Annotated in this window: 22 protein-coding genes; 11 read left to right on the plus strand and 11 right to left on the minus strand. The window is 37.9% G+C overall.

Annotated features, from left to right (window positions below; translation table 11 throughout):
* The first annotated feature begins 97 nt into the window (after nt 1-97).
* On the plus strand, nt 98-3,313 hold the full coding sequence (locus tag PL8927_RS11845; protein WP_231505992.1) for a type ISP restriction/modification enzyme: 3,216 nt from the start codon (nt 98-100) through the stop codon (nt 3,311-3,313).
* Nucleotides 3,314-3,417: 104 nt separating this feature from the next.
* A complete protein-coding gene (locus tag PL8927_RS11850) occupies nt 3,418-3,621 on the plus strand; it encodes a type II toxin-antitoxin system HicB family antitoxin (protein WP_083621559.1) in 204 nt (67 codons plus the stop codon).
* A 159-nt stretch (nt 3,622-3,780) separates the two neighbouring features.
* On the opposite strand, the gene PL8927_RS11855 is transcribed toward PL8927_RS11850, so the two are convergent.
* On the minus strand, nt 3,781-3,972 hold the full coding sequence (locus PL8927_RS11855) for a hypothetical protein (protein WP_083621561.1): 192 nt from the start codon (nt 3,970-3,972) through the stop codon (nt 3,781-3,783).
* A 313-nt stretch (nt 3,973-4,285) separates the two neighbouring features.
* Between PL8927_RS11855 and ribBA the strand changes: the two genes are divergently transcribed.
* The 3 genes from ribBA to PL8927_RS11870 all read left to right on the plus strand — a co-directional run bounded on the left by ribBA (nt 4,286) and on the right by PL8927_RS11870 (nt 9,838).
* On the plus strand, nt 4,286-6,007 hold the full coding sequence (gene ribBA, locus PL8927_RS11860) for a bifunctional 3,4-dihydroxy-2-butanone-4-phosphate synthase/GTP cyclohydrolase II (RefSeq protein ID WP_083621564.1): 1,722 nt from the start codon (nt 4,286-4,288) through the stop codon (nt 6,005-6,007).
* Nucleotides 6,008-6,316: 309 nt separating this feature from the next.
* Entirely contained in the window at nt 6,317-8,086 is a 1,770-nt protein-coding gene (locus PL8927_RS11865) for a helicase HerA domain-containing protein (RefSeq protein WP_083621570.1), read from the plus strand.
* Nucleotides 8,087-8,839: 753 nt separating this feature from the next.
* Entirely contained in the window at nt 8,840-9,838 is a 999-nt protein-coding gene (locus PL8927_RS11870; protein WP_083621573.1) for an RNA polymerase sigma factor, RpoD/SigA family, read from the plus strand.
* Between the two features lie 294 nt (nt 9,839-10,132).
* On the opposite strand, the gene cobO is transcribed toward PL8927_RS11870, so the two are convergent.
* The gene (gene cobO, locus PL8927_RS11875; RefSeq protein ID WP_083621575.1) at nt 10,133-10,759 is read right to left on the minus strand and encodes a cob(I)yrinic acid a,c-diamide adenosyltransferase; all 627 of its coding nucleotides are present in this window, start codon (nt 10,757-10,759) and stop codon (nt 10,133-10,135) included.
* Nucleotides 10,760-10,917: 158 nt separating this feature from the next.
* A complete protein-coding gene (locus PL8927_RS11880) occupies nt 10,918-12,363 on the minus strand; it encodes a RecQ family ATP-dependent DNA helicase (RefSeq protein WP_083621578.1) in 1,446 nt (481 codons plus the stop codon).
* 179 nt (nt 12,364-12,542) lie between these two features.
* Here PL8927_RS11880 and PL8927_RS11885 point away from each other — a divergent pair, with 179 nt between their 5' ends.
* Nucleotides 12,543-13,409 carry an alpha/beta fold hydrolase gene (locus PL8927_RS11885; protein WP_083621581.1) on the plus strand — a complete coding sequence of 289 codons (867 nt, stop codon included), beginning with the start codon at nt 12,543-12,545 and terminating at the stop codon, nt 13,407-13,409.
* Nucleotides 13,410-13,432: 23 nt separating this feature from the next.
* Nucleotides 13,433-14,161, plus strand: coding sequence for a glycerophosphodiester phosphodiesterase (locus PL8927_RS11890; RefSeq protein WP_083621583.1), 729 nt, complete (start codon nt 13,433-13,435; stop codon nt 14,159-14,161).
* A 10-nt stretch (nt 14,162-14,171) separates the two neighbouring features.
* On the opposite strand, the gene PL8927_RS11895 is transcribed toward PL8927_RS11890, so the two are convergent.
* The 4 genes from PL8927_RS11895 to petJ all read right to left on the minus strand — a co-directional run bounded on the left by PL8927_RS11895 (nt 14,172) and on the right by petJ (nt 17,237).
* Nucleotides 14,172-14,954 (minus strand): hypothetical protein, encoded by a 783-nt coding sequence (locus tag PL8927_RS11895; RefSeq protein ID WP_083621585.1) that lies wholly within the window; start codon nt 14,952-14,954, stop codon nt 14,172-14,174.
* A 24-nt stretch (nt 14,955-14,978) separates the two neighbouring features.
* On the minus strand, nt 14,979-15,344 hold the full coding sequence (locus tag PL8927_RS11900) for a DUF1622 domain-containing protein (protein WP_083621587.1): 366 nt from the start codon (nt 15,342-15,344) through the stop codon (nt 14,979-14,981).
* A 21-nt stretch (nt 15,345-15,365) separates the two neighbouring features.
* On the minus strand, nt 15,366-16,463 hold the full coding sequence (gene hrcA, locus PL8927_RS11905) for a heat-inducible transcriptional repressor HrcA (protein ID WP_083621590.1): 1,098 nt from the start codon (nt 16,461-16,463) through the stop codon (nt 15,366-15,368).
* 423 nt (nt 16,464-16,886) lie between these two features.
* Nucleotides 16,887-17,237, minus strand: a complete 351-nt coding sequence (gene petJ / locus PL8927_RS11910) for a cytochrome c6 PetJ (RefSeq protein WP_083621593.1) — start codon at nt 17,235-17,237, stop codon at nt 16,887-16,889.
* Nucleotides 17,238-17,665: 428 nt separating this feature from the next.
* On the opposite strand from petJ, the gene PL8927_RS11915 reads away from it, so the two are divergent.
* Complete coding sequence (locus PL8927_RS11915; RefSeq protein WP_083621595.1) at nt 17,666-17,863, plus strand: hypothetical protein; 198 nt, start codon at nt 17,666-17,668, stop codon at nt 17,861-17,863.
* Between the two features lie 70 nt (nt 17,864-17,933).
* Here PL8927_RS11915 and queC read toward each other — a convergent pair whose 3' ends face one another.
* On the minus strand, nt 17,934-18,614 hold the full coding sequence (gene queC / locus PL8927_RS11920) for a 7-cyano-7-deazaguanine synthase QueC (RefSeq protein WP_083621598.1): 681 nt from the start codon (nt 18,612-18,614) through the stop codon (nt 17,934-17,936).
* Between the two features lie 33 nt (nt 18,615-18,647).
* Between queC and PL8927_RS11925 the strand changes: the two genes are divergently transcribed.
* The 3 genes from PL8927_RS11925 (at nt 18,648) to PL8927_RS11935 (ending at nt 20,228) form a co-directional block, all read left to right on the plus strand.
* A complete protein-coding gene (locus PL8927_RS11925; protein ID WP_156093172.1) occupies nt 18,648-18,827 on the plus strand; it encodes a hypothetical protein in 180 nt (59 codons plus the stop codon).
* 102 nt (nt 18,828-18,929) lie between these two features.
* On the plus strand, nt 18,930-19,451 hold the full coding sequence (locus PL8927_RS11930; RefSeq protein WP_083621604.1) for a DUF4149 domain-containing protein: 522 nt from the start codon (nt 18,930-18,932) through the stop codon (nt 19,449-19,451).
* Between the two features lie 309 nt (nt 19,452-19,760).
* The gene (locus PL8927_RS11935; RefSeq protein ID WP_083621608.1) at nt 19,761-20,228 is read left to right on the plus strand and encodes a DUF29 domain-containing protein; all 468 of its coding nucleotides are present in this window, start codon (nt 19,761-19,763) and stop codon (nt 20,226-20,228) included.
* Here PL8927_RS11935 and PL8927_RS11940 read toward each other — a convergent pair.
* The 3 genes from PL8927_RS11940 to PL8927_RS11950 all read right to left on the minus strand — a co-directional run bounded on the left by PL8927_RS11940 (nt 20,217) and on the right by PL8927_RS11950 (nt 23,528).
* Complete coding sequence (locus PL8927_RS11940) at nt 20,217-21,350, minus strand: DNA cytosine methyltransferase (RefSeq protein WP_083621611.1); 1,134 nt, start codon at nt 21,348-21,350, stop codon at nt 20,217-20,219. The two genes, PL8927_RS11935 and PL8927_RS11940, sit on opposite strands and share 12 nt — an antisense overlap.
* A 303-nt stretch (nt 21,351-21,653) precedes the next feature.
* On the minus strand, nt 21,654-22,787 hold the full coding sequence (locus tag PL8927_RS11945) for a beta-ketoacyl-ACP synthase (RefSeq protein ID WP_083621613.1): 1,134 nt from the start codon (nt 22,785-22,787) through the stop codon (nt 21,654-21,656).
* 144 nt (nt 22,788-22,931) lie between these two features.
* Entirely contained in the window at nt 22,932-23,528 is a 597-nt protein-coding gene (locus PL8927_RS11950; protein WP_407947405.1) for a peptidylprolyl isomerase, read from the minus strand.
* Nucleotides 23,529-23,649 lie beyond the last annotated feature (121 nt).

The raw sequence follows: 23,649 nt of genomic DNA on the forward strand, positions 1-23,649 counted from the left end.
GTTTGAGGTTTTTCTATTATTTCTAAGAAACTAGGGAAACCTCCTATTTCCAATCGATAATCATCAATTAAATAGAAAAGCTGGGATTAATTGGGAGATGATCAGCATTAATTTTGAAATTTATTTGCGATCGCTTCAGAAAAATTTACAACAAGGGAGTGAACCCACCCACTATCCCGCTTTAAAAAGTTTATTAGATTATCCCTCACAACAGATTGAAGCCAGTATTGAGGAAAAAGGAAATAAAGCCGGAATTCCTGATTTTACCGTCAGAAAACGCGAGTTATTAATTGGATATGTAGAAGCGAAGGACATCGGAATAGATTTATCAACCGTTGAAAAAACAGAACAGTTAGAACGTTATCGAGAATCCCATATTGGGGCTAATTTAATTTTAACGAATTATTTAGAATTTCGTTGGTATGTTAACGGAAAATTACGATTAAAAACAGTTTTAGGCGAACAAGTTAATCATCAGATTCAATTAATTGATTCTGAACAAACTAATCAATTAATTCAAGCATTTCTGAACTATCAGGGCGAAATTATTAATAACCCTGAAGATTTAGCAAAACAGATGGCACAGTTGACAAAAACCATTCGTTATGCAGTCATAGAAGCTTTAAAACTAGAAACAGAAACGGGAGAATTACATCAACTACAAAAGGGATTTCAAGAGGTTTTATTACCGAATTTAGAACAATCTACTTTTGCGGATATGTATGCTCAAACTGTCGCCTATGGTTTATTTACAGCTAGGGTTAGTCATGCTCAAAACCCTCAAAACTATGCCTTTGAACGACGTACAGCCGGGTTATATATTCCCGATACCAACCCATTTTTAAAGCGGTTATTTAATACCGTTGTTGATACGGATGCGCTTTCTCAAATTAATTGGGCTGTTGATGATTTAGTTCAACTTTTAGCCCAAGTTAATATGACGAATATTTTAGAAAATTTTGGTAAAAATACCCGACAGGAAGATCCGGTTGTACATTTTTATGAAGCCTTTCTTGCCGCCTATGATACCGCATTGCGGAAAAGTCGAGGGGTTTATTATACACCTGAACCTGTGGTATCTTTTATAGTGCGTTCAGTGGATTTAATTCTAAAAAATCGGTTTAATTTAGCGTTAGGTTTGGCTGATTATAGTCAAGATAAAACCACAAAACAGCCGAGGGTACAAATTCTTGATCCCGCAACGGGAACTGGAACATTTCTTTATACTGTGGTGAATCAAATTTACCAAAATTTAGAGGAAATGGGGTTAGGAAGGAGTTGGAATGATTATGTTAAGGAGCATTTATTTAATCGTTTATATGGATTTGAATTGTTAATGGCTCCCTATGCGATCGCACACTTAAAATTAGGATTACAATTACAAAATTATGGTTATCAATTCCAAAGCAGACAACGGTTAGGGATTTATTTAACCAATACTTTAGATGAAGCCTTAAAAGAATCCGAGATTTTATTGGGTCAATATGTCGCCCAAGAAGCCAATGAAGCCGCAGCTATTAAGCGAGATTTTCCGATTATGGTAGTTTTAGGAAATCCACCCTATTCTGTTAGTTCTCAAAATTCCAGTAAACGTCAGAGAATTGCTCAGGGAAATGAACAATATTTAGCTGATATTAAATATACAGGTGCAGTTTGGGAGAAAAACTTTAAAAAAGCTAAACCCGGTCAAAAGATTACTGAGTTAACGGCTATTGGTGAGTTATTAGAACGTTATAAAGGTAGAGTTAGATTAGAAGGTGAAAAAAATATTCAACCCCTTGATGATGATTATATTAAATTTATTCGTTTTGCTCATCACCGCATTGAACAAACTGGATATGGGATAGTAGCTTTTATTACTAATAATTCTTATTTAGGGGGTTTAATTCATCGGGGAATGAGAGAGGAATTAATAAAAACTTTTGATGAAATTTATGTTTTAGATTTACATGGGAGTTCATTATTAAAGGAAAAATGTCCTGATGGGACTAACGATCAGAATGTGTTTGATATTCAGCAAGGCGTTGCTATTATAATTGCTATTAAAAATCATCCTGAACAGTTGGTTAATAATAATTTAGCAACGGTTTTTCATTATGATCTGTGGGGGAGTCGTCAAGATAAATATGATTTACTTAATCAAACGGATATTGATTCTCTGCAATGGAGCCAATTAGTATTATCTATACCCAATTATTTTTTTGTCCCTAAAAAATTTAGTTGGAATGAAGAACATGAAAAATTGTTTAAATTATCTGATATTTTTTTAGTGTATTCTAGTGGAATAGAAACAGGTAGAGATGAAGTTTTAATTACGGATTTAGCTGATGAAATCCAACAAGTTATACAAGATTTAAGTAATCCTAGTTTTAGTGATCATGAAGCTTATGAAAAATATAGAATTCAAGATACAAGTGGATGGCGTTTTTGTTCCAACCGTTCTTTATTGATTCAAGAAGGATATGATCAAAATTTAGTTACATTAATTAATTACAGACCTTTTGATTATAAATTTACTTATTATCATAGTATTTTAAGAAGAATGCAAAAAGAAGTTCAAAGTAATCTACTAAAGAACAATTTAGCTTTATTGTCTTGTCGCCAACAATTTGAATCGGGTTTTGATCATATTTTTTGTACTAACACTATTACAGAACGTTGTGCAGTTTCTCTAAAATCGAGAGAACTAACTTATGTTTTCCCTCTCTATATTTACCCTAACACCGAAAACGATCAATATAACTTATTTACAGAATGCACTCCTAACTTTTCCCCAAAATTCCTAAGTGAAATTAAAGTAAAATTAGGATATATCCCCACGCCAGAAGCAATATTTTATTATGCTTATGCTATTTTCCATAGTCCCACCTATCGTCAACGATATGCAGAATATCTTAAAATAGATTTTCCTCGCTTACCCCTAACCAGCAATGAGCAATTATTTAAAAATTTAGCCCAAAAAGGCGAAGAATTAGTTAAATTACATTTAATGGAATCTCAACAACTTAATCGTTTAATTACCCAATATCAAGGAGAAGGAGATAACAACGTTACAGAAGTCACCTATAAACCCCAACAGCAACGAATCTATATTAATAAAACCCGTTATTTTGAAGGAATACCGCCGGAAATCTGGGAATTTAAGATCGGTGGGTATCAAGTGTTAGATAAATGGTTAAAAGATCGTAAAAAAGCTAATCGTAGTTTATCCTTTGACGATATTCTGCATTATCAAAAAATTGTTGTCGCGTTAACAGCAACCTTAACTATTATGAAAGAGATTGATCAAATCATTCCTGAATGGCCGATTTAATAAAACTAATTTAATAGAAAATGCGATCTATAATAACTAATAAGTTAAACAATTGCCTCGAACTCAACGTCTTTGATGGTTAAATATCCCCAGGAGAAAACCTTATGAAATGGCGTGTTATTTTAGAACCTGACCCTGAAACTGGAGAATGGGCTGTTTGGTGTCCAGAGTTACCCGGTTGTGTTTCCGCAGGTGAAACAGAAGCAGAAGCGTTAGAAAATATCACCGAAGCGATCGCACTTTATCTTGAACCTGATCCGATTATATTAAAAGCAGGATCTCTCATGCGAGAGGTTTCTATGACATGACTCGTATCCGTAGAATGAATGCAGATGAAGTTGAAAATATCTTAAAAAATTATGGGTTTGAGTTAGTTTCACAGAAAGGTAGTCTTTGAAGTGGCTGATCCTTCAGAAATACACAATCGCTTACGTTCAGAAGATAAATAAGGAGTTGATCAATCCTGATTATTTAATAGTTTTCTGTGACTTTCCTAAACGATAAGCGGTTAAAGAACTGTTGCGAATATCCGTTTCTAACTGTAAGATTAGTTCATCTAAATCTAAAATATTTGTATCAATACGTTTGCATAAATCTCGCATTTTAGTAGCAGAATGCAATCTAACTTCAGCATTAGGAATTTTAGGTTGATTCATCATATAATTCGGGTAATGTTTCTACTGTTTCTCCAAATTTCTCAAAGATAGCAAGCTCTGTCACCCCGGCATCATTAATTAACAGTAACATCTGTTTTTGCAAATTGAAAACTCTGTTTACTATGTCCTCTGGTAACTTTGCCATCTTATGCGTCCTGATCGATGAAATTTCCGGCACTTGAGCAGACTATCATATTTTTCTGCAACTACCCCTGTCAAAAATCCAATCCCTTTCAGTTGGAATGCGATCTCGATTGATCAACAGCGTTACAATCAATAAATAGGCGTTAATGACTAAACGATTTTGAACGACTCTGTGCTACCCCCAAACACTCCCAGTTTCCAATTTGACACCATTGAAACAGCCTTAGCAGATCTCAAGGCGGGGCGCTGTATCGTGGTGGTTGACGATGAACACCGCGAAAACGAAGGCGACTTAATTTGTGCGGCCCAATTTGCGACACCGGATATGATTAACTTCATGGCGGTATATGCGCGGGGACTAATTTGTTTAGCCTTAACGGGTGAACGTCTGGATCAGTTAGACTTGCCGTTAATGGTGACGAAAAACACCGATGCTAATCAAACCGCCTTCACCGTTAGTATTGATGCGTCCCCTCAAATGGGGGTTTCAACGGGAATTTCCGCCGATGACCGGGCGAGAACCATTCAAATTGCGATTAACCCGGCGACTCGTCCCGATGATTTACGACGTCCGGGGCATATTTTTCCCCTGCGGGCCAAGGAAGGCGGGGTATTAAAACGGGCCGGACATACCGAAGCGGCGGTGGATTTATCTCGGTTGGCGGGGTTATATCCGGGGGGTGTGATTTGTGAAATTCAAAATGCTAATGGCTCAATGGCGCGACTTCCTGAATTAATTGAATATGCGAAAGTTCATCATTTAAAATTAATTACGATTGCGGATTTAATTAGTTATCGCCTCAAACATGATCGTTTTGTTTATCGAGAAAGTGTTGCTAAATTACCCACACAATTTGGCGATTTTAAAATTTATGCCTATCGCAATACCTTAGATAATACCGAACATATTGCCTTAGTTAAAGGTGATCCAGAACAGTTTAAAGAAATGCCTGTGATGGTGCGGGTTCACTCCGAATGTTTAACGGGTGATTCCTTTGGATCAATGCGCTGTGACTGTCGAATGCAGTTACAAACCGCGATGAAAATGATTGATTATGCCGGGTCGGGAGTAATTGTTTATTTACGACAAGAGGGGCGAGGAATTGGATTAATTAATAAGATTAAAGCTTATTCTTTACAAGATATTGGACTCGATACCGTTGAAGCTAATGAACGCTTAGGTTTTGCCCCAGATTTACGCGATTATGGCATGGGGGCACAAATGCTAAATGATTTAGGCGTGAGGCAAATTCGCTTAATTACGAATAATCCGCGTAAAATTGCTGGGTTAAAAGGTTATGGAATTGAGATTGTAGATCGAGTGCCGTTAATTATTGAAGCAACGGATTATAATACGGCTTATTTAGCAACAAAAGCTAAAAAAATGGGTCATTTATTATTACAAACTTATTTAATTACTCTGGCTCTTAATTGGGATGAACCTCAACCTTTCGTCAGAAATTCAGAAGCAGAATCCCTGGAGTTAAAACGCCATCCTAATTCAGTAGACAGTAGTTATGAACGGTTAGAAAAGTTACGGTTTTTAGCAAAAACCAATGATTTATTATTACAAGAAGAAGCTCGACCTGTGGCGATCGCTTTATTTGATCAAGTTCAATTAATTATTAATTTAGGGTTTGATCAAGCGGGAGTAGCCGATCCTCAATGGTATCAACAACTAGATCATCCCTATCTCAAAGCCATTACCACAATTTTAGATCAAATTACCCAATGGCCTCATCTGCAAAAATTACAATTTTTGATTTCTTCTGGGGTTGATCCCCTGACGAATTTACAAGCACAACTCAAGCATGAACAATTTCCCATGACTCAACTCCCTTCTTCCATTTGTCAACAGTTAAAACCCCAAACCATTTATAGCTTTTCCTCCTAAATAAACCGTAGTGAGGGCTTTAGCCCTCTCAACCAGAGAATTTTGAGAATCAACAAACTTCTGATAATTGGGAAAAATTCTAAGATGCTTTAGCCCTCTCAACCCTACAACTTTGAGAATCAACTCCAAGTTGACAACAATTAATCCCTTGACGGAAAACAACAAACAGTAGATATTATTGACAGGGAAATTGTCAGTTGCGATTGATTTTAGATCAAAATGTTGAATCATGAACAATACAACAACTTCCGATCAACCCCCAATGCGTAACGAAAGTTCCCCGTTGCTAACCCCCCCAAAAACTGAACTATGACGACTGAGAAACCCCTGGGTTCTGTAATTCAAGGTTCCTTGACAAAAGGTTTGGAAGTTCGCTTACATCCTGATGTGTCTGTCGAGGAAATGCGGGTCGGAAAATTTTTAGTTGTGCGGGGGAAGCGATCGCATTTTTTCTGTTTGCTGATCGATGTCTCATTAGGAACCTCCAGCGCCCGAATTATCGCTAATCCTCCTCACCCTGATGATGATTTTTTACAGGCAATTTTAGCAGGAAATAGCACCTACGGAACGATTGAATTGAGCCCGATGTTAATGTTGAGCCGGGAATTTTCCGAAGAAGAAGAACTCATTCGTGTCGCCACGCAACAAAATGTAGGGGCGAGGTCTTCTCGCCCTCCCAATAGCCCTCAAAATAATGGAAAATCCGCGATCGCTTCTTTTCAACCCCAAACAAATAGCCCAGAAATTGAACTGTTACCTGTAAAAACCATTCCAGTTCATTTTTCCCAAGTTTATGAAGCCAGCGAACGGGATTTTAGAATTATTTTTGGTTGGGAAGATGACCCCACCCGGCGGAATTTTGCCATCGGTAAACCCCTGGATATGGATGTACCCATTTGTTTAGATTTAGATCGGTTTGTGGAACGTAGTAATGGAGTTTTCGGGAAATCAGGAACGGGAAAATCCTTTTTAACGCGGTTATTATTATCGGGAATTATTAAGAAAAAAGCCGCCGTTAATTTAATCTTTGATATGCACTCAGAATATGGCTGGGAAGCGGTATCGGAGGGGAAACAATTTAATACGGTTAAAGGGTTAAGACAACTATTTCCGGGTCAAGTCGAAGTTTATACTCTTGATCCTGAATCAACCCGACGGCGAGGAATTAAAGATGCTCAAGAATTATATCTGAGTTACAGTCAAATTGAAGTGGAAGATATTATGTTAGTGCAACGGGAATTAAATCTTTCCGAAGCTAGTATTGATAATGCTAATATTCTCCGCAGTGAATTTGGGAAAGATTGGATTACTCAATTGTTATCGATGACGAATGAAGAAATTCAACTGTTTTGTGATGAACGTCGAGGACATAAGGGATCGATTATGTCGTTACAACGGAAATTACTACGGATGGATAATTTAAAATATATGCGTCCTAATTGTCCGTTTAATTATGTAGATAAAATATTACAATCTTTGGATGCGGGAAAAAATGTCGTGGTGGAGTTTGGATCTCAATCCGATATGCTATCTTATATGTTAGTGACTAATATGATTACTCGCCGTATTCACCACGCTTATGTTAGAAAATCGGAGAATTTTTTAGCCTCTAAAAATCCTGTAGATCGTCCTACCCAGTTAGTGATTACTATTGAAGAAGCCCACCGTTTTTTAGATCCGGCTATTGTGCGTTCTACAATTTTTGGAACCATTGCACGAGAAATGCGAAAATATTTTGTTACCTTATTAATTGTTGATCAACGTCCCTCTGGAATTGATGCTGAGGTAATGTCTCAAGTGGGAACCCGAATAACTGCTTTACTCAATGATGATAAAGATATTGATGCTATTTTTACCGGGGTTTCTGGGGGTCAAAGTTTACGATCTGTATTATCCAAATTAGATTCTAAACAACAAGCGTTAGTGTTAGGTCATGCTGTCCCTATGCCTGTTGTAGTTAGAACTCGCCCTTATGATCAAACCTTCTATCAAGAAATAGGAGAAACTGACTGGACAGAAATGTCAGATGAAAAGGTATTAAAAGCAGCAGCGTTAGCAAAAGATGATTTAGGATTTTGAAAAATACCCAGACTAGCGGATTAGTATCAACTTAAATCTTATTAGCCTAAAACCTGATACTTTTGTCACCACTGTTACCCGCACTCAACCGGATTTTATTCCCGATGGCGAGATTTTATTAATCACGAATACCGAAACCTGGTCAGTCAGTAGAGACGCGCCATGGCACGTCTGGACAGAGTAAACAGTTAACCGTCAATCAAAAGTTCGGTTATTACTCAATTACTACAGTTGTATTATCAATAAAATTAGGGGATGATCAAAATATGCGAGCAAAACTTGCTACAATGATAAATTCTGGAATAAAGCCCTTGACTTTTACCCCCAGTTGTATGTCATAATCTTGAGAGATGTAAATCTATGTAAACAACGTTAAGCTTCCTGGAGCAGGAAGCAGGAGAGGAAAGTCAACACAGATTTTCTGTCTAAGCCGATCCTCGGTTGGCGACCTAACAGCCGGATGAAGTTATAAAGCTTTGGGGAATACTAGGAGAGAAAACAATCAACGGTGCTGATGTAGCACAATTCGCCAAGGAAATCATAGCCCTAGACCCTAAAGAGAAACCATTCAATCGCAGCGAAAAAACGGATAGGACAGAATTGAGCTTTACAGAGCAAGACAAGATTTGGAGCCAGCCCCAAGACTGAAACCCCATCGAACCTGTGTTGTCCAGTCATGTAAAACCTCCTGTAGATAGAGGAGGAAAATTTGCTACCCCTGTAAATTCTGTTTTAGGAGTGTAATTCATACCCATGCCAACTGTCAACACCAAACACAAAGATCAAGCGGCTTCCAAAAACGCTCGACCTGCCACCACTGACACAGTTCGTACCTATTTGCATGAAATTGGGCGTGTTCCTTTGCTAACACGAGAGCAAGAAATCACCTATGGCAAGCAGGTGCAGCAAATGATGCAACAGTTGGAAGCGAAAGAAACTCTAGCCGAACAACTGGGCCGCGAACCCAGTCAGCAAGAGTTGTCTGAAGCGGTGGGAATCAGCGAAGAAGCACTTCAGGCCACCGTGACGCAAGGACGCCGCGCCAAGCAAAAAATGATTGAAGCTAACTTGCGTTTAGTGGTGTCTATTGCTAAAAAATATCAAAAACGCAATATGGAATTCTTGGATTTAATCCAAGAAGGAACCCTCGGTTTAGAACGGGGTGTAGAAAAATTTGATCCCTTGCGGGGATATAAGTTCTCAACTTATGCTTACTGGTGGATTCGTCAAGCGATTACGCGGGCGATCGCCCAAAATTCTCGCACCATTCGTCTACCGATCCATATTACCGAAAAACTCAACAAAATCAAAAAAGTTCAACGGGACTTAGTGCAGAAATTCGGACGCAACCCCACTCCAGGGGAAATTGGGGAAGCATTAGAATTAGAGCCGAGTCAAATTCGGGATTATCTGTTGGCGTCTCGTCATCCGGTGTCTTTGGATTTGCGCGTCGGGGATAATCAAGATACCGAACTCCAAGATCTCTTGGAAGATGAAAGTACCTCCGCCGATACGTTTGTGACTCAAGAGTTACTGCGTCAGGACTTGAAAGATTTACTCGCGGACTTGACCCCGCAGCAACGAGAAGTGATTACCCTGCGTTATGGCTTGGAAGATGGTCGAGAGATGTCCTTATCTAAAGTCGGTGTTCGGATGAACATCAGCCGCGAGCGGGTACGTCAACTGGAAAACCAAGCGTTAAACCATCTCCGTCGTCGTAAAGCTCAAGTTCGGGAATATTTAGCCAGTTAAATATCACGACCTCAAAAACCCGGTTTCTTGGAGAAACCGGGTTTTTAATCGCCACAATTGAAAACCACTATTTTATAGTAGGGAACAGGGAACAGGGAACACGGAACAGGGAACAGACAGGAAAAGATTTCTCTTTCTAAGCAGGTGTCAGGATGGCTCTAAGAACTCTTTTAGCTCAAGCTTGAAACCTCAAATCTCAAACCCATTCCCCGACACCCGACACCCGACACCTATTCGATATGCGCGGTTTTAGCATCAGTCTATGTCCTAACACCCCAGGCGCGACTGCTATATTTAAAATTCAATCCCTGGTTGAGCCTTTACGCCTTGTTCGCGGAATGGATGCTTAACTAGGGACATTTCTGTTACCAGGTCTGCTTGTTCAATTAAGGTTTGGGGAGCGCCTCGACCTGTTAAAATAATATGAGTATCTTGGGGTTTCTTTGCCAGTCCAGCCAGAACATCTTCAACGGATAAATAACCCAGTTTCATCGCTACATTAATTTCATCAAGTAGGATTAACTTAAACTCAGGATTTTGAATAAAAGAAAAAGCTAAATTCCACGCTTCCTTCGCTTTTTCAATATCTCGATCTCGGTCTTGGGTTTCCCAAGTAAAGCCTTCTCCTAACGCATGAAATTCTAATTGTTCAGGCCATTTACTGAAAACGGCTTTTTCTGCGGGTTCCCAAGCGCCTTTAATAAATTGAATAATAGCGACTCGATAGCCATGACCGAGGGCACGCAACACCATTCCTAATGCGGCGGTGGTTTTACCTTTTCCGTTTCCGGTATTAACAATAATTAATCCTTTGGTTTGATTACGTTCCGCCACTCGTTGATCCTGAACTTCTTTGCGGCGTTGCATTTTTAGGCGGTGTTGTTCGGAGGTGAGGGTTGATTCTGTGGTGTTGGTTTCCATTGTTTGAATTTGATGAATGGGGGTGAGGAATTCCTCTAAAAATCCTTTTTTTATGAGGAATAATAAAAATAATTATATCATTGTTTTGAAGGATTAACAAGAGGTTTTTTAAGATTTATTGAGGTGGATGTTTTAAAAGAAGATGGGCGTAGCCCATCCTAGTTAGATTTACAGCGATCGCAGTGACCGCATTTTTTGAAAGAATTATCTAAATTGAATCCGAAAGCTTGTAATAAAAATTGCCATCGACAGTGACGAGTTTTTAAGTATTGATTCATTTGTTGAATGGCTTTTGTATTTTGATCCAGAGTCGATTTAGAGGGTTTAGAGAGAATTTCATAATGGAAGGGATCGCGCCAGATTAATCGTTCTTGAGCGTGTAAAATTGAAAGGGCGATCGCACTATTTGGAAATTGTTCAGAGACGGTTTCTATATTTCCTGTTAAGGGTAGTTTCTTGATTAATTGATTGGCTAATTGATATTGTTTTTGGAGGTTTTCCTTTAAATAGTTTTGCCGTTGTTTATCTTCAGGATAGAAAAAACCTGTGGGTTCACTAATAATTGTGAGGGCGATCGCAGGTTGACCATCTCTTCCCGCACGTCCCACTTCTTGAATATATTCTGACAATAAAAAAGGAGCTTGAAAATGGGCAACCCATCGGACATTACTTTTATTAATTCCCATCCCAAAGGCACTACTACACACCACAAATTTAACCTTTTCCTGTAACCAATCTTTTTCTATTTTTCGGCGTTCATCTGAACCTAACCCCGCATGATAAGCAACAGTTGAATAGTTTTGACTTTGTAACCATTGGGCTAATTGTTCACAGTCTTTACGAGTGCGGGCATAAATTAAACCCGTTTGGTTTTTTCGAGGTTGAATAAATTGAATTAACTGTTGTTGTCTTCCCCTAGGAGTACAAACAATTTTGATATTTAATTCTAAATTAGATCGATAGGGACTGAGGAGAAATTGTTGAGGGTTTTGCAGTTTTAAAACTTGTTTAATAATATCTTGAGCATCGGGGTCGGCGGTGGCGGTAAAAGCTGCGATCGCTATTTTTGTACCCGCAGGTTTCAGATTAATTAAAGTTGAACGAATCGCCCCTAAGCGTCGATAAGCAGGGCGAAAAGTATCCCCCCATTGTACTAAACAATGGGCTTCATCTAAGATTAAGCCATTAATTTTAATATGAGGTTGAGAAATTACACTCCAAACCGGAACACTTAATAAAGTTTCGGGAGAAAGATAGAGGAGTCTTAATTGATTTTGTTCAACTAAACGTAAGGTTTGACGGCGTTGTTGGGGCATTAATTGACTATGAATTAAGGTGGCAGGAAGGTGTAGATCTTGAAGTTCCTGAACCTGATTTTCCATTAATGCCACCAGGGGCGATATTACTAAGGTTAATCCAGTTTGTAATAAGGCTGGAAGTTGAAAACAGATGGATTTTCCGCCTCCGGTTGGCATTACAATTAAAGCATCTTTTTTGTCCAACAAGCTTTTGATAATTTCCCCTTGGGGCGGTCGGAAATCATCATAACCCCAAATTTGTTTAAAGGAGGCTTTGACCTGTTGCCAGTCTGTAGATGATTGCATAATACTTTTCTGAATTTTACAAAATAAAATTAATAGAAGATTGATATAATTATCTCATGTTTTCTCAATCCTATCCTATTCTGGGGTAAGGGCGAGGGTTGGGGAGGGGTATGATTGCTAAAATCATTTATACTATCTGTATCCAGTTGATCAATTAATAATTTTCAGAGGGTGAAGTTATGACTTTTGTTAGAAAAACCTTATCATTATCTAAAGTTAATCTATCTTATTTAGAATGGAATTCTGCGGTTAAAGCTTCATCGGATACAAATATTTTATTATTACATGGGTTAGCAGATCAAGCGTTAGTCTGGAAAAAATTAGCAGAGGAATTAAGCGATCGCTATCATATTATAGCACCGGATATGCGAGGACATGGAGAAAGTAGTAAACCCGATCGCGGATATACATTTACGGAAGTGATTGAAGATTTAGAAGCGTTAATGGAGCATCTAAATTGGTCAAAAGCTCATATTTTAGGACATTCTTGGACGGGAAAAGTGGCAGCAATTTGGGCAAAGCAGAATCCTCAAAAATTTAATAGTATGATCTTAGTTGATCCCATTTTTATTATGAATTTTCCGAGTCTGTTTAAATTCATGCTTCCCCTGCTGTATCGTCAGTTAGATTGCTTAAAATTAATCGGCCCCTTTACGAGTTTTGAACAGGCAGAAAATCAAGCTAAAGAATTAGCTCAATTTTCGGGATGGAGTGATTTACAACAGGAATTGTTTCAAGCCGGAATGGAACAGAAACCCGATGGAAGTTGGGGGAGTAAATTTAGAATTCCCACCCGAAATGAAATTTTTGAACAGGTGTTAGAAGTTCCAGGGTTAACGCAAGCTATTGATATTCCCACGTTATTAATTCAACCGGAAAAAGGAGTAAATCGCCAAGACTGGCAATTACAACCTTATAAAAAGTATTTAACTCACTTAGAAATTCAGAAGATTCCGGGAAATCATTGGTCATTTCTAGTTGAACCCGATAGTTTCAATCAAACTGTTCAAGCGTTTTTAAATGCTCAAATTCAGGTAAAATTATAATTATAGAAACGGGAGGTAAAATTGTGGATTTAGAAATTATAGCTCATCGGGGTTTTTCCGTAATGGCACCCGAAAATACCTTAGTAGCGTTTACTGCTGCTTTGCAACAGGGTGCAAATTCTATTGAATGTGATTTACAAATTTCAGCCGATGGAGTTCCGGTTATTTTTCATGATGCGACACTAAATCGAATTACAGGAACATCGGGTACAATTCGTGAAAAAACGATTGCTGAGTTAAAACAATTGGATGCGGGAGCATGGTTTGGTGAACAATTTGCAGGGGAAGGAATTCCCACTTTAGAAGAGGCTGTAGCTGGGTTTAAAATGGTCAAAGATTTTCTATATTTTGATGTTAAACCTAATTCGGAATGGTCAGATCGAGAAGTGGATGATTTAGGTCAACTTTTAATTCAAGAAGACCTTTTAACTCGAAGTATTATGACTTCATTTAATGAAGGTTTTTTAGGAAAAATTAGAGAATTTTTCCCCGAAATTTCCCTCGGTTATTTTATTACCGATGTTTCTAATTTTGAACAACAACTTCAAAAAGCTGTAGCGGTAAAAAATGCGATTTTGAGTGTGTATTATCCCGTGATTTTAGAACAGCCTCAATGGGTTGAGCAGAGTCGCCAGCAAGGGGTTGATCTGGTGGTTTGGACGGTGGATAGTTTAGAGGATGTCAAACAGTTAAGAAGTGTAGGAGTGAGACGGATTATTACCAATTCTTTAATTGGAAATTTTGAAGTCTAATTAAGGATGACTAAATCCCAATTATAATTTCCCAAAGATGGGTTTTTAAGCTGTCTAAATTAATCTTAATTTGCATCTTTTTAGCCCAAGTATAAATTTCAAAACTGATTAAATCTTGAGAGGAATTAAGGGAAAGATTACCCAGTAAAGCAATCCAATGACTAGGATAGGGAATTAGAGGATTTTGATTCAAAATCAATCCAAATTCATTGATTAAAGCAAAGGCAACTCCACCAGATTGAATGATGCGGTTTGCTTCTTGAAGGGCGGATAAATCCCCAGAAAAATAAGTGTTAAGAGTGCGAACACTTTGATAACCTAAAATTTCCTTTGTCCAGCCAGAAATTTCCCAAGGTTTGGTCATTCCTGCCAAATTTTGCAAGAATTTAGGCCCATTAGGTTCGACCGGAAAAATTAAGTTTTCTGATTCTCTGAGGGTGGATAAAACCATCCAATCAACTTGAGGCATTTGGAAATTTCCTTGACTTTCTTGTAAACGAATAGAAGCAGAAATCCAACGATTACTTTGGGTATGAAATCCGCCAATTTGAAACAGATTGCGGCAGAGTTGAATATAAGCCAGAGGGTTTTTTCTAATCAGTTCAAACACAATAGCAGCAGGGCCACAAAAGGGTTGAGATCCTTGATTAATATTAAAAGGATTAACAAGACGCGATCGCATTTCAGCAATAATTTGAGTTTTATTCAGTCCTATCCAAACCCCAGGAACTTTTGAGATTTCAAACTCAGTAATTGCTTGTTCAGCAAGTTTTAATTGTTCGGGATTAACCATAAAATAACATTAAGAACTAATAGATTATTTCTCCTCTAGTTTTTTCTGAAAATTAGTTTCGCTTTCCAGTTCTTTATTCAAGAAATAATTTAAAAATGTCCGAATTACAGCAATGGCTGCTAACTGACCTAATACAAGAAAAGAGGGTGTAATCGTTGTGGAAACAATATCTGCACCTAACTGAAATTCCAAGGCTAACGCTAACCACGTTCCAAAGTGGAGACGTAATTCTATAAAGGAAAAAACTCGCTTTCGACGGAAACCCGTGATGGCAATTTTTAAGGTAGTAATTAATCCCAGAAACACACAAAAAGCCGAAATTGCTTCTAAGGTAAACCTCAGCAGATGAACAAAGGAAAATAAACTGTTTTCTAAGAGTTCTAAACCCATGATGAATCTAGGAATTAAGGATTAACTCAGTGCTTCCGAAAGATAATCGGCTGCGGCTTCAACAACGGCGATCGCATTTTCATACATCATCCGAGTTGGGCCCAATATTCCCACACTTCCGACCGGAATATTATCCCGTCGATATTGAGCCGAAACCAGAGTACATCCTTGAATTGTTTCTAAGGGATTTTCCGACCCAATGCGAACTGTAACTCGTTCTTTTTGAGATGGAGGAAAAATTAACGGCCACAATTGTTCCTGTTCTTCTTCTAATAAGTGCATCAGAGTTTTTACCTGTTGTAATTGTGAAAATTCGGGTAAATGTAAAACTTCAGCAATTCCACTAATCAAAATTCGAGTATATTCAGGGGTTTGGGTACGACAACTTAAATCGGTTAATAATTTCCGTAAAAAGTCAGAATAGCGTTGAAATTCTCGATCTAATTCACTCCAATCTAAAGCGGAAAGTTCAGAAATTGATTTTCCTCTGAGTTGAGCATTTAAAAAGTTAGAGAGGAGTTGTAATTCTTGTTCTAAAACTTCTTCATTTTCAGGTAACGGATTAACTTCCATTGTGTTAGAATTGGAAGGATGATTGGGAGAAGATAACTCGATTAAACTCGATTGGGTTTGATAGGAATCCGTCACCACCACTAACATAATTTTTCCCGGTTCTATAGAAACCAGTTGCAAATGTCGCAACCGGGTTGTAATAGTTTGGGGTAATGTAACTAATGTAATATACCCACTCAAAGTGGATAAAATTTGAGACGCACCCCGCAAAACGGCTTCTAAACTACAGTTTTTTAAATTAAGATGTTCCCTTAATAATTGCAGCGCTTCATCCGCAAAAGTTTCGGAGGGAGTGATTAATTTATCCACATAAATTCGATAGCCCGAATCAGAGGGGACTCGCCCAGAGGACGTATGGGGTTGATAGAGCAGTCCGGCTCGTTCTAACACCCCCATCCCATTGCGAATGGTCGCGGGACTGACTTTCAGGTTGTATTCTTCCACCAAGGCTTTAGAACCAACGGGTTCCGCCGTCGCAATATAGTGACGAATCGTTGCCCAGAGGATATGATGATGTCGCTCTGTTAAATGAAATTGTGTCAACATTGAGGTTTTTTATACAGATTTGACTGACGGAATGTGATAGGGAACCCGACAACTCTGAAATTTCCAGAGGCTCACGACTCGCAAGATGTTCAGCATAGTTTTGATATCCAAGATAACAGATATTCGAGTTGAACTGGAAAATTTCACTCCCCATCTGTTCTATAACATTTTTGCAGAAATTTTGCTTCCCAGTTCTACAGGCTGCTGAATTCCTGAAACCTTAATTTTTAGAAGCCACGAGCAAAAAGTCTATTAAGAATAAATAAGATTTTAAAAAGGAAATCGTTGCTCACCGGGAATTGATTCCAACGCCTAGTATTCTGATACATAAACCGGGTTTTTTGAGCATAAATTTGAGGTTATAATCCTTTTAGATAAACCAGAAACCCGGTTTGTTTGGGGTTGGGTATAAGTCCTATATTCTCAGTTCTGCCATCCTTTTTCAGACTGTTTATAAACATAGGCTGCAACGCTTTTAATCTCTTCATGCGTTAACCGATTTTTAAAGGCTGGCATTGCATTTTTTCCCTTCGTGACTTGATTGATAATGGCTCCTTGACCATCTTCTTCATATCCCTTTAAGTATTTGATCAAGGCTTCCTTTTTCAAGGTTTTATTGGCAACGACCACGTTATTTCCATTAATATGACAGGCTGCACAGGAGTTAGAAAAAATTTGAGATCCACTTAAAGCCTCTTGTGCTAATGCAGGTTTAGGAAGTTGTAGTGTTAACAATACAAAACCTAAAATAAGGACTGATAATAGTTTTTTCAATGGAATCTCCTTAAGTTAAAAACAGGGAACAGAAAGATTTTACATCTCTAATAAAAACGCTATAAGTTGAGTGAGAATAGAAAATCACACTCTTCTAATTTGTTGAACAATACCACAAAGTTCATCTTGGGGTAAAGTTTTCGCCAGAGAATAGCACTTTTTCGCTCTATTTGTCCCTTTTTACCCTATTCTTAAATTTTTAGAGTCATCATCACCTCACTCTCCGTAGGAAAATTACTCTGTTTAAACAAAAATAACCCTAGTTGATCAGTAATAATACTGAATTTAATATCCGCTTACCTTGTCGTGATCAATCTCACTGATTAACCATGAGAACGATCACATACAGAATAACACAGAAATTATTAAATAGAGTGAGGTGATCATAGATATTTAAAACACTTAGTGGATTGCCTTTCGGTATGTTTATGTCTGAACCTCTATCCTTTTCTCCCTTGAGTTTCAAGCAAATGATTGAGGAGATTTTAAGGACTCAATGTATGAGTCGGAAAGAACGATATGCACTGAGATACTGGTTATTACGCCAACTTGATGAACATGAGCAACATTTGGTTTATACTCTCCAAAGAGCGTTACATACAGGGGAAATTAAAATCATCGATTAAATCACTTAAAACTAACAGCAGGGTAGGAGTTAAAAACCCCTACTATTTTTTATGGTTTTTTGCAGTTAATTTAACAGTGACTATAGGGAATCGGGTCAGTTAATCCCAGTTCTGCAAACGCAGCTAATCGTAAACGACAGGAATCACAAACCCCGCAAGCTTTTGTATCTCCTGCATAACAAGACCAAGTAAAATTCCAGGGAACACCTAAACGATTTCCGAGTTTGATAATCTCTGTTTTTTTTAAATGAATCAATGGGGATTTAATCGTGATCGGATTTCCTTCTCGACCTTGTTGTGTTCCCAATAAAAACACCTTTTCCATCGCTTGAATATAATCCGGTCTACAATCAGGATAACCGGAATAATCTAACGCATTTACACCAATATAAACACAACGAGCTCTGATGGCTTCTGCGTAGGCTAAAGCAAAGCTTAAAAATATCGTATTTCGCGCCGGAACATAGGTAATAGGGATACTTTCAGCCATTTTTTCGGGTGATCGATTCTGGGGTAAATCCAGACGATTATCTGTTAAAGCAGAACCGCCCCATAAAGTGAGATCAAAATTCACTACTTGATGTTCTACTACTCCGGCACACTCAGCAATTTTTCGTGCAGATTCTAATTCCTTTCGATGTCGCTGTTGATAATCAAAAGAAATCGCATAACATTCGTACCCATCCGCCTTTGCTTGGTATAAAACCGTTGAGGAATCTAAACCACCTGATAACAAAATTACTGCTTTCACCAAAGTCTTTTTTCCTTGTTAATATTGTTGATTGTGTTTCAGTTAATTTTAACAAAAATTAAAGCGATCGCACAATTTTATCGAGAAGTAGCAAATATTACAACCCCGAAACCGAGTTTTTTCTCAAGAGGGGGTTTCCCAGAAACTTCGATTCAAAAATCTGATTCTACCCCATGCGAGAATAAATATTTAAACTTTTATATTATTTTGTAAACTTTTATTATACAAAATACTTCACATTCTATCCGCTAAATCTTCGCTACACTAACAAGTAAAGACAGCAATTATATCTCTATACATTAGGTAGTTATCACTATGCCAACAGTCTCTAAACTAGAAGAACATCCTACGCGCTGGCTAACGCTGGTACTCACAGCCTTAGCATTATGGATGGGCGGTAGCTTAATTCTTGACTTTGTAATTATGCCAACAATGTATGTTTCTGGCATGATGGAAGAGACAGGATTTACTTCCGCAGGAACGCTGATTTTTTCAGTGTTTAATCGTTTTGAGTTAGTTTGTGCCGCCGTTGGTTTAACCAGCTTAATTGCATTAGCAACAACCCTTCCTGAAAAATTTAGTAATCGCATTCGGACAATCACCGGATTATCCTTATTTCTGTTAGCGATTGCGATGATTTACACCTACATTCTCACGCCTCAAATGAGTGCATTAGGAATTAACCTCAACCTATTTAATGGGTTTACGAGTATTCCCGATGGCATGAACCAACTCCACTGGAGTTATTTTACCCTAGAACTGATTAAATTATCCCTTTTAGGCATAGTTTTAGGATGGTGTTATCGCAATCACAGTAAACTCGATATCACCTTCTAAATTTGTCTTCAAAATTAAAGTAGATCTAAGTCGGTTGGGTTGCGGTAACGAAACCCAACTTATTTTATTAAGATAGGAAATTTTTAAACTGTAGAAGCAACCACAAAGACACGAAGACACGAAGGAAGGTATTTTCGGGTCGGTGGTAGCACCGCTATAATTATAGGAAATCCAAATAATCGTAGGGGCGAGGCGCGCCTCGCCCCTACAAGGGAATGGAGGTATTTTTTAGGGTTAATAATTTTGATCATTATTTTGTACAATTCATTTAGACTTACTATATAAATCTAACTGATTCTAGGATATCCCATGACAACCCAACTCCCGATCACAGAATCTCAACAAACTTCTAGTTTATACGAAGAAGATTATCATTTGTGGTTAATGAATACCATTCATCAATTACAACAGGGAAAATTAGCCAAAGTTGATCTCGTTAATTTAATTGAAGAATTAGAAGCTATGGTCAGAAGTGAAAAAAAGGCTATCAGAAGTAATCTGAGAATTTTGTTAATGCACTTATTAAAATATAAGTATCAATCTGAGAAACGAACGAATAGTTGGCTCTTTACTATTCGAGAACATCGAAAAAGATTACGAGATGATTTTAAAAGTAGTCCAAGTTTAAAACGATATTTTCTTGATGTTTTTCAAGAATGTTATCAAGATGCTAGAGAATTAGCTGCTGATGAAACGGGATTATCAATCAATACTTTCCCTGTAGAATCTCCCTTTTCTCAAGAAGAAACTTTAAACCCAGACTATTTACCGGAGTGATATAAATTCACAACTTTCTTGATTTGCTAATTTCAAACGTTCTTTAAGCGGTAAGGTTTGTAAATTCTCACCCATTGCATATAAATCAAAACTCTGATATTCCCCAGTAAATAAAGGAATTAACGCTTCAACTAACGCTACAATCCCATCAGGAGGAACTGCATTTCCAATTTGGCGACGAATTTCTGTAACTGATCCTTCAAAGATAAAATCATCTGGAAAAGATTGTAACCTAGCTCGTTCTCGATTGGTTAATGCTCTGGGTTCTTGGTAATGATATCCCCAAGTTCCACCGCCACCACCTGCGATAATTGTCGTTGAAGGTTGGTTAGGATGTAAACGTCGGTAAACATGACTAATCATTCCTTTAACATAATATTCGCTATCTTTAGGAATATCAGTAAAATTTCCTCCGGGTTTAATTCGTTTTAAAATTTCAATAGTTCTCGGTTGGATTTTTTGATGTTCATTATTATCGGGAATATTTTCAACTCCTGTTAATGCTTGTGATGCGGTGCGATAAGGATACTTTCGATTTAATCCATATTCCGGTTGAGGATGAATAAAATTAAATCCGGTATCTTTTCTAATTCCGACTAATAATACCCGTTCTCGAAATTGAGGAACCCCATAATCTGCAAAATTATAAAGTTTAGGTTTTACTAAATATCCGGGTTCAATATTTTCAAAGTCAGAAATAATTCGTTGAATCGCCTTATAATTATTAGCACTTAATAACCCTTTCACGTTTTCAGCAATAAACGCTTTCGGTCTTTTCGCTTGAACAAACTTGAGAAAATAAGTATATAAATTACCTCGTTCTCCTTCTAACCCTGGACGTTTCCAAATCATTGAAAAATCTTGACACGGGAAACCCCCCGTAATTAAATCCGCATCAGGAACTTCAGCAATATTAATATTTTCAATTTGATTATGAACAATTACATCCGCAATATTCCGCCGAAAACTTTTGCAAGCATCAGCATTAGAGTCAATCGCCCAAACCACTTTAAATCCGGCTTTATGTAAAGGTAAATCCATTCCTCCACATCCCGAAAATAGAGACAGAGTTGAGGGGGTATGTTCCCATTTAACTTGAGATAATCGTTCAATTAATGACATTAATAATTACCGTCATTTTTCCTCAATTAATATCATATCACAACTCGTAGGGTGCGTAAGCAACGCGCACGCACCAAAACCCTAATAATCCGTAAAATATATAACTGCTATTTTAATTATTTTTCATTGTGGTATAAATATTAATTTTAGATTTGATCTCGGTATTATACTCGACTATTACAATTTTTATGGTTATGATTATGTGAAATACAATTTTTATGGTTATGATTATGTGAAATACAATTTTTATGGTTATGATTATGTGAAATAATCGTGCGTGCGCTTCGCTTACGCACCCTACGGTTAGGTTTTAGTAATTGCTATAATAGCATTTTGTCCTCCAAATCCAAAACTAAAACATAAAGTATTTTTAATTAAATCAGAACGAACTGAAGTAACAAAATCTAAATCAAATTCCGAGGTTTTTAAACCCACACAAGGGGGTAAAAGTTGATAATTTAATGCCATTAAACAAAACGCCACTCCTAATGCTCCTGACGCGCCTAATGTATGTCCGGTCGCCCCTTTTGTAGAACTAACAGAAACACCTTCAGGAAATAATTGTTGTATTAAATTTACTTCATGTTGATCATTTAATATTGTAGCGGTTCCATGAGTGTGAATATAATCAATTTTATCAGAAGATAAATGACTATTTTTTAAACAGGTTTTGATGGCTGCGATCGCACTTTTTCCTAACATATCTGGTTTATTACCATAACAAGCATCTGCTGTCAATCCAAATCCTAATATTTTCCCATAAATTTGAGCACTTCTTTGTAGTGCTAAAGCTTCTGATTCTAAGATTAAAATAGCCGCCCCTTCCCCTAAAACAAATCCTTCTCGATTTCGATCAAAGGGATAGCAACCTGTAGTTGCTAAAGCTCCCATTTGTTCAAATCCTGCTAAGATTAAAGGAGTAATCGGGGCTTCAACTGCACCCACCAGCACACGCTGACATTGTTCGGTTTGAATCAGTTCAAATCCCTGAGCGATCGCCCAAATTCCTGTAGAACAAGCTGCCATCGGTGATAAAATTATCCCTAGGGAACCGATTCTTTTAGCAACATTTAAAGCGATATTAAACGGTAAATAATCTACAAATTGATTAATATCTTCTATTCCCAAAGGGGAGTAAAACCCTGAAGCTAATTGTTCTAATTTTCCTTGATATCCTCGACTCGAACCTATAACAACACCACAGTCTAATAAAGGTGGGGTTAAATTAGCCATGATTAACGCATCGGCGATCGCATTTTCTAATAATTCCGTAGGATGAGAAGGAATATCTTGAATTAAAGCTAGAGGTTTTGTTAAAAGTTCACCGAAAGGTTGATGGGGGAATATTCCTGATTGACCGGATAACAATTGTTTCCAGGTTGTTTCTAAATTTCCTAATGCAGAGATTAAACCAATACCAGTAACAACAACTTGCATTCTTTGTCAAGACTCAGGCATTTTAGAGGCAAATTATCTAGGATAATAGTTAGTTAGGGCGGGTTAATTAAGGTTGTTTGAGAAATCCTATCAATTTCGGTGAACCCGCCCCTACAGGGACTTACCTCTATGTATTTACACTTCTTAATTTTTCAGGTTTTCTAACCCTTGGGTCACTTTAGCAGACTCAATGCGATCGCCTTGTTTAATTTGATCGACAACATCCATCCCATCCGTAACATAACCAAAAACGGCATAACTACCATCGAGAAAGGCTAAATCCGCCAACGCAAAATAGAATTGAGAGGAAGCGGAATCTGGGAATTGAGAACGGGCCATTGCCACTGCCCCGCGAGTGTGGGATAAAACGGGTGCTGCTTTAATGCGAGCGCTTTCCAACGTTTTACTATAAATAGGCTGTTCTGCCCCTTTGGGCTTAATTTCTAAGGGGATCATCCGTTCTTTAGAAGTAGCCGGATCAATAAATCCGCCCGTACCTAATCTAGCACTAGGAAATTTAGGATCTTTACTTTGAGGATCGCCGCCTTGAACAACGAAGGGTTGGGGGTCACGGACAACCCGATGAAAAGCCAGACCATCATAAACCCCTTTATTAACAAGATCGACAAAGTTTCCGGCGGTAATCGGGGCATTAGTCCCATCAATTTCAATCGTAATCGGCGATCCGTTGACCGTCATTACTACCGTTGCTTTTCCGTTTAATTGGGGTGAATTTGCCATAGGTTGAGTTAAAGTTGGAGAACTAGGAGGAACGGTCGGATCAGCAGAGAGATTATCTTGAGTTTGGGTTTCGGCGGAAGTTGTATTAGAACCACAGCCAGCAACGATTAACACACAAATG

The organism is Planktothrix serta PCC 8927 (assembly GCF_900010725.2).
In the GTDB taxonomy this organism is placed as follows: Bacteria; Cyanobacteriota; Cyanobacteriia; order Cyanobacteriales; family Microcoleaceae; genus Planktothrix; species Planktothrix serta.